Here is an 8,101-nt window from a genome sequence, read left to right on the forward strand (position 1 = left end):
TGTTAATTTTTGTTGGGTTGCGCTGCCGCTTAACCCAACCTACAGTATTGAGCTGATTGCTGAATGCTAACCGCTGAAGTGCTTCTTTAAGAATCTACCTTCAAACCAGCATTATCTTGAGTATAAGTTTCTTGGTCAATCTTGACTGGTTGTGCTCCCCAAATCTCCTTTGCATACTCCATAATTGTTCGGTCAGAAGAGAATTTACCCATGCGAACAGAATTATAGATAGACATCTTCGTCCATTTCTCCTGGTCTTGGAAAGCTTTACCAACCCGCTCCTGACATTCAATATAGCTTTGATAATCAGCTAGTAGCATATATTGGTCATTGTACAGTAAAGAATCAATCAAAGGCTTAAATAAATTAGGATTACCTTTGCTAAAGTGACCGCTAGCAATTCGGTCAATTACTGCTTTGAGTTCAGCATTAGTATTATAGTATTCCAGAGGTTTATAACCCTTAGCTTTCAGATCGAAAACTTCTTGAGCAGTCATACCAAATAAGAAAAAGTTTTCTGCTCCAACTTCTTCGCGAATTTCGATATTAGCTCCATCAAGAGTACCAATAGTCATAGCTCCATTCATGGCAAACTTCATATTACCAGTTCCGGATGCTTCTTTTCCAGCAGTAGAAATTTGCTCAGATAAGTCAGCAGCAGGATAAATAATCTGACCAAGAGAAGCATTAAAGTTTGCCAAGAAGACAACTTTCAGGCGACCGTGCACATCAGGATCGTCATTAACTACATCAGCAACGGCATTAGTCAATTTAATAATCAACTTAGCCATATAGTAACCAGGAGCAGCTTTGCCACCAAAAATAAACGTGCGGGGTGGAATATCAATGTTTGGATTTTGCTTAATGCGGTTATACAGAGTAATGATGTTGAATACATCCAAATGTTGACGTTTGTACTCATGAATACGTTTGACTTGAATATCAAATAGAGAATTAATATCCACCTCAATCCGATTATGCTTGAGAATGCGCTCTGCCAACTTAGCCTTATTCTCTTGCTTTATTGCTCGCCAACGATTCCGAAATTCTGCATCATCAACATATTTTTCTAGTTGCCGTAGTTGGTCGAAATCTCGCAACCAACTATCTCCTCCCAGTTTCTCTGAGAATAGAGCAGAAAGTTTGGGGTTACTCAGTAAAACCCAACGACGGGGAGTCACTCCATTAGTCTTATTGAAGAATTTGTCTGGGAAAAGTTGGTAAAAATCTTTAAGCACACCTTTTTTCAACAATTCTGTGTGCAGTGCTGCTACTCCATTGACAGCATGACTCCCCACAGTAGCCAAATTAGCCATCCGCACAGATTTTTCTGCTCCTTCCTCAATTAGAGAAACACGGGCAAGCAATTCCTGGTCTTTAGGAAACCAAGTTTGCACTTGAGTTAAAAAGCGCCGATTAATTTCATAGATAATTTCTAGGTGGCGAGGGAGAAGGCGACCAAACAAACTAATTACCCAACGCTCTAATGCTTCTGGCAGTAAAGTATGGTTAGTGTAGGCAAAAGTATGTTGAGTAATATGCCAAGCTCTCTCCCAGTCCATATCATACTCATCAATTAATAAGCGCATCATCTCGGCGATCGCCACAGCAGGGTGAGTATCATTCAGTTGGATTGCTGCTTTCTCGTATAAGTTGTCTAGATTTTTGTTGTGAGATAAATGCCTACGGATTATGTCTTGCAAAGCACAGGAAACAAAGAAGTATTGTTGCTTCAGACGGAGTTCCTTACCTTGAGGAGTATTATCATTTGGATAGAGAACTTTGGAGATCGTCTCCGAACTCATTTTATCTGCTACTGCACCGTCATAATTTCCAGCATTGAACTCTTCAAATTTAAAGTCTACACTAGCCTCTGCTCGCCACAAACGTAGAGGGTTTACAGTATTCACTTTATAGCCAGGAACAGGGGTATCATAGGGGATACCAATTACAGTTTCATCCGGAACCCAAGTTACTCGATAGTGCCCTTTATCATCATGGTATCCTTCTGTATGACCTCCAAACTTGATTTCTACCTTTTCAGCAGGACGAGCTATTTCCCAAGGGTTACCGAAACGTAACCATTTATCAGGGATTTCTGCTTGCCAACCATCCTGTACAGTTTGGGTAAAAATGCCAAATTCATAACGAATACCATGACCAACCGCCGGAATTTCCAGAGTAGCTAGAGAGTCCAGAAAACAAGCTGCTAATCTACCCAAACCACCATTTCCTAAACCAGGGTCATCTTCTTGTTCCAGTAGTTCATCTAAATTTAACCCAGATTCGGTGATAGCTTGACGAATTTTTTCATAAATTCCCAGGTTAATTAAACTATTACCCAGGTGACGACCCATGAGAAATTCGGCAGAGAGATAATATACAACTTTAACATCTTTCTCGTTATAAGTACGAATTGTAGAAAGAAAGCGTTGAAGTAAGCGATCGCGTATAGTATAAGCTAAAGCTCTGTAAAAATCATCTTGTTTTGCCATTGACTCATAAGTCCCCTGCAAATAAAACAGGTTATCTGCTAGGGCACGTCTGAGAGTAGTAACACTCATGCCGGTTCGATCGTCTTCTACCTGAATTTGATTTTCAGTAGTGGGGTTGATATATTGATTCATTACTCCTCCATAAATTTAACCGTTATCAATTTTTCTGTAGTAGAAAGACAAAGGTGGTAATTAGCTTTGCCACACAGGAGTTATTCTATAGGAAACTTCTTAATCCAGTTAGACTAGCTAATGGAATTTTAGATTCCTATAATATTTGGCCGGAGTCTGCTCTTATAGCTATTAGCTATTCAAACTTTTTGGGTTTATTACATCATATAGATAAAATTTCTACTGTTTCTCAATGACAATATAAGAATTAGGAGTCAGGTGGGGGAGTGGGGGAGTAGAGGAGTAGGGGCAAACGGCCGTTTGCCCCTAGGTCGAAGTAAACATAAAAACAATTAACATTAATTTGGCTCAAATTAGCAAAAAAGCGATCGGGCCAGTGTTAATTACTTAGGGTTTGCTGAAAAAGTCTTATGGGTGAGGGTAGGAGACAGGAGACAACCCACCCCTAACCCCTCCGGTGGAGGGGAAGACAGGAGACAACCCACCCCTAACCCCTCCGGTGGAGGGGAGAAATGGGAATTTGGAGGAGATAGGAGCTAAGTTTTGTCCCAAGATTGTTCTGGCCAACTCTTGACCAAAATCCGCTCATTTTTGAACTATTACCACCTAAAACCTCGCACTTTTTCCAGACCTAAAATTGCTCAAACTAATACCAGTCAATACTTTGATATTTAATCAGCAAACCCTACTTAATAACTAAAGTATTACTTAAGTACAGAATTAGTATATGATAATTGGTATTACAGTAGACTCTAAGGTACACCCCGAAGCGGGCAAGATACTATAGCGAGCAAGATGCTCGCACTACAGAAATTCAATTGTTAATCTCTGTACTTCTTATGGGAGGAATCTATGTAAATAGATAATAGATAGCAGTCGAAGGAAAGGGTGCGGACAGATCAAAAGCTTCAAACTCAGACAAGGTTATGTATGGGAGGGAAATTTGGAGATAGACAATATTCGGAGGCGTTAAATATAGCAACCGCCAGGTTAGTGTTTGACAATTAGAGCATCTTGCTCGCGTTATGAATTATCATAATTACCCGATGTCCTAACTTATAGTGGCGACTGCTATATATAACAGTCGAAGGAAAGAGCGCGGACATATCTTCAAACTCAGACAACACAAGATTTTTCCCTCTTCCTTCTTCCTTCTTCTTTCTTCCTTCTTCCTTCTGTTATATCAACATAGTTGTTTTTAAACCAATAAATCCTCCCATCTCATTTACAAATGAATCAAAATATATGAGGTAAATCTGACATAATCAACAAAGCAAAAATGGTATTACCTGATGGCCCCGCATTGTCCCCTCTACAACGAAGAGTCCGGACTTGGAAATTTATTTTTCGTCCCTTACAAACAATAGAGGAGCGATATTCTCAATACGGAGATATCTTCAGGACCAACACTAACTCCAAGACTCCTTTTATCTATTTCTGTAACCCGAAAGCTATTCAACAAATTTTTACTGCTAGCCCTGATACCTTTAGGTCAGGTGGTGGTAATGGTGCTTTACAATACCTTGTGGGCAGAAATTCTCTACTTCTGCAAAACGGCGATCGCCATCAACGTCAAAGAAAATTATTAATGCCACCTTTTCATGGCGATCGAATGCGTACTTATGGGGACTTAATATATAATATTACTTCCGATGTTATAGATCGCTGGCAAATAAATAAACCTTTCCCCATCCGTAGGTCTACTCAAGAAATATCCCTAAAAGTTATCCTTGGGGCGGTATTTGGTTTAGATCGAGGGGAACGTTACGAACAACTGAGAATACTTTTGTCTGATGTCCTCGACTCCATTAGCTCTCCCCTCACCTCCACTTTTCTGTTCTTCAGTTTTTTGCAAAAAGACTGGGGTCCTTGGAGTCCCTGGGGTAGATTTTTACGAAAAAGGCAAAAAGTTGATGAGCTAATATTCGCAGAAATTGAAACTGCTAGGGAAGAAGCAAATCATCGTGATGATATCCTTAGTTTACTCCTAGAAGCGCGTGACGAAGCAGGCGATCGTATTAGTGACGAAGAAATTAAGGATGAACTGCTCACTTTACTGTTTGCGGGTCACGAAACTACTGCTTCGGCATTAGCATGGGCATTATATTGGATCGATAAAATTCCTTTAGTGCGGGAAAAACTATTAGCAGAATTAGCTACTCTTCCCACTAACCCAGAAAAAGTTGCCATTACTAAACTTCCCTACCTCAGCGCAGTTTGTCAAGAAACTTTGCGTCTCTATCCCATTGTCATAACTGCTTTTCCTAGAGTTGTCCAGAAACCTGTAGAAATTATGGGTTATCAACTTGAACCAGGAATGGTAGTACTTCCTTCTATTTATCTAACTCATCAAAGAGAGGATCTTTATCCAGAACCTAAAAAATTTAAACCGGAACGTTTTTTAGAAAGACAATTTTCACCTTATGAATATTTACCCTTTGGAGGAGGGAGTCGTCGTTGTATCGGTTCAGCTTTCGCTTTATTTGAAATGAAATTAGTTTTGGCAACTATTTTATCAAAGTGCGAACTCAAGTTAGTTTCCCATAAATCTATCCAACCTGTCCGTAGAGGGTTAACTATGGCACCACCAGGAAATATGCGAATGGTTGTTAAACAAAAATTTGGCGTTGATGAATAAATATATGAACCTATCCCACTATTTTTAACAGGTTTATTTATTTGAAGAAGGAGTCAGGAGACAGAATACAGGAGACAGAATACAGGAGACAGAATCAATGTATATGCGGATTCAAACCCGGCGTTGGTGAATCAAGCTATGAAACCTAAATTTGGCAAAATATAAAATGCTTTTCAGTTAATAGTTAGGCAATAGCCATTAAAGCACAATCATAGCCACACATCACCAACGCCGGATATAGCAGTGCTCTAGACCTGTATTTTCAGATTAAAAATTAATCATTGCTAAAAGCCTCATCTGGAATCCGGACAATTAATTAGTTGATGAAAAACTTTGTACCTTCTCACCTTATTCTTTCCCTTCAGCATAGCTGCCTTCTGTCCCCTGCCTTCCTTTGTTATTTACACTTATATTACTATTTATTCCCTTGATAACATCAACACCCCCACCCAAAACCATCACCATTCTGGAAACTAGCGATCTTCATGGCAACCTTATGCCTTATGATTACTAACCAACCAACCCGCAGAATGGGGATTAGCAAAAGTCGCTAGTTTAATCGCACAGGAACGAGCTAAAAATCCTAATTTACTACTTATTGATGGCGGCGATACTATTCAAGGGACACTATTAACTTATTACTATAATCGAATTGACACAGAAGCAGTACATCCGATGGCAGTAACAATGAATGCTCTCAAATTTGATGCTGCTACTTTAGGAAACCATGAGTTTGATTATGGTACTAATGTGCTTTCCCGTTGGATAAGTCAGCTTAATTTCCCCATAGTTTGTGCTAATATCCACAAAAGTGATGGCACTCCTGCTTTTAAAGCTTATATCATTAAAAATGTTGATGATATAAAAATTGGTATTCTTGGTTTAATTACTCCTACAACTTCTAACTGGGTGCCATCTGAAAATATAGCTGGATTAACTTTTGAGAATCTCATAAATACTGCCCAAAAATATATTCCTCAAATGCGAAATGATGGTGCAGATGTAATTACTATTGTTCAACATACTGGTTTTTCTAAAGTACCAAAAGATCAAAGGGTGACTTCTGCTTGGTTAACCGATATTCAAGAATGGAAAAAAACAGGCTCTATTCCTGGTTCAAATCTCACCCTAGAATTAGCACAATAGGTAAAAGATATTGATATAATTATGGCAGGACATTCACATCACGATGTTCCTAAAGCTATAGTTAATAATGTTTTAATTGCAGAGCCTTCTTTTTGGGGAAAAGCTTTAAGTAAGTATACTTTAGTACTAGAGCATCGGTGTAAAAAGTGGGAAGTTATTGCTAAAAATTATACTAATTTATATGTTACTGATATTGAACCGGAACAGAAAATTTTACAACTTTATTTACCATATCATCAGCAAAATTTACGTTATATAAATCAACCTGTTGGTGTGGCAAAAACTGAATTTTATGGTGGTATAAAAGCACGTTTTCATCAGAGCAAACTGTCAAATTTAATTAATCAAGTACAAATAAAAGCAGCAGAAGCAGCAGGTTATCCTGTAAATATTTCTCTGACTTCTATTTTTAATAACACTGGTAAAATTGCTCCAGGAAAAATTACTAGGAGAGATATTTACAGTATCTATAATTATGATAACTATTTGTTGGTTATAGAAATTAATGGGGATATTTTGCGTTGCGCTTTAGAAAAAAATGCTGCTAATTTTAAACAAGTTAATATTGATGATTTACCCGGTCTTCCTGAAGAGGTTTTGGCTGAAAATCATCTTGGCTATAATTGGGATTTATATAGTGGGATTGATTACACTATTGATATTACCAAACCTGTAGGAAAACGAGTTACTAAGTTACAGTTAGATGGAAAAAATATCGATCCAAATCAAGTTTTACGAATTGCTATGAATAGTTATCGCGCTAATGGTGGTAGTGAATATTTGATGTTTAAAGAGGTAAAAAAAATTTGGCGATCTGCTACATAAATTCGCGAATTAATTGCTGAATATGTCAATAATAAAGGCATAATTGAATCGGATATTATCAGTTCAGAAGGATTAAAATTATTCCCTGATTTATATCAACAATATTTTGGTAATTAATATTAAGTCCCCTAGTATTAGTATTGTAAAGTCAGGGTAAGGAAGAAGGAAGAAGGTTTAAAGCTGGAAAAAACTTAAATTTCCTGTAGATATTCATGCTTGAGTTTACACAAATGATACCAGAGGACATGATATGATACCGATGCTACGGGATTTGAATAGAATCCGGTTATATAATACCAATTTGATAAATGTTTGCTACAAATAGTTAGGCTATTTCTTAGGAGTAAACCCACCCCTCGCCCAACCCACCCCCGCCCCTCCCAGGAGGGGAGCTAGGAGGGTAACTCAGTCAGACCGAGTCACACGGGAATTGCTTCAATACCAGTTTGAACGGTCGTAAATTCTCTTTTTCGTCAAAGGGACATTTCCTGCAAAATCTTTTGATCACACTTATTATTCAAACACATTCTTTTTTCAAATTGGTATAATACAGAGGGATCCACCAAGCGTGAGGTAGACCCGTCGCGGGCAAGATGCCCGCACTGAGAACGTTTAATTGTTAATATCTGTACTTCTTATGCGACCGAATCTGCTGTATCTTTTTATCATCCTATAATTACTTCAATCTAATTACTTCAATCTCCCCTATTCCCCTACTCCCCTACTCCAATGTCCTCATATAGCAATGAGCGCTGGCATCTTTACATATTACATAAATATTGATAATGTAACATAAAAGTAACTGTATGAGCTGTATTTTTCATAAATTAGGCGATCGCTAAAGGTTAAAGTTTTAAGGATGCGT

The 8,101-nt window shown here is 38.1% G+C and carries 5 protein-coding genes; 4 read left to right on the forward strand and 1 reads right to left on the reverse strand.

Translation table 11 applies throughout. The features are described from left to right. Positions 1-86: 86 nt before the first annotated feature. Entirely contained in the window at positions 87-2,627 is a 2,541-nt protein-coding gene (locus F6K27_RS22295; RefSeq protein WP_287279278.1) for a glycogen/starch/alpha-glucan phosphorylase, read from the reverse strand. A gap of 414 nt (positions 2,628-3,041) precedes the next feature. On the opposite strand from F6K27_RS22295, the gene F6K27_RS22300 reads away from it, so the two are divergent. From F6K27_RS22300 to F6K27_RS22315, 4 genes are all read left to right on the forward strand, one after another. Beyond that, positions 3,042-3,167 carry a hypothetical protein gene (locus tag F6K27_RS22300; protein WP_287284525.1) on the forward strand — a complete coding sequence of 42 codons (126 nt, stop codon included), beginning with the start codon at positions 3,042-3,044 and terminating at the stop codon, positions 3,165-3,167. Positions 3,168-3,906: 739 nt separating this feature from the next. Beyond that, positions 3,907-5,265 (forward strand): cytochrome P450, encoded by a 1,359-nt coding sequence (locus tag F6K27_RS22305; protein ID WP_287279277.1) that lies wholly within the window; start codon positions 3,907-3,909, stop codon positions 5,263-5,265. Positions 5,266-5,823: 558 nt separating this feature from the next. Continuing rightward, positions 5,824-6,411 (forward strand): bifunctional metallophosphatase/5'-nucleotidase, encoded by a 588-nt coding sequence (locus tag F6K27_RS22310; protein ID WP_375339701.1) that lies wholly within the window; start codon positions 5,824-5,826, stop codon positions 6,409-6,411. Between the two features lie 21 nt (positions 6,412-6,432). Continuing rightward, positions 6,433-7,236, forward strand: a complete 804-nt coding sequence (locus F6K27_RS22315) for a bifunctional UDP-sugar hydrolase/5'-nucleotidase (protein ID WP_287279276.1) — start codon at positions 6,433-6,435, stop codon at positions 7,234-7,236. The last annotated feature ends 865 nt before the right edge of the window (positions 7,237-8,101 follow it).

Source organism: Okeania sp. SIO2F5 (assembly GCF_010692685.1).
Lineage (GTDB): Bacteria > Cyanobacteriota > Cyanobacteriia > Cyanobacteriales > Microcoleaceae > Okeania > Okeania hirsuta.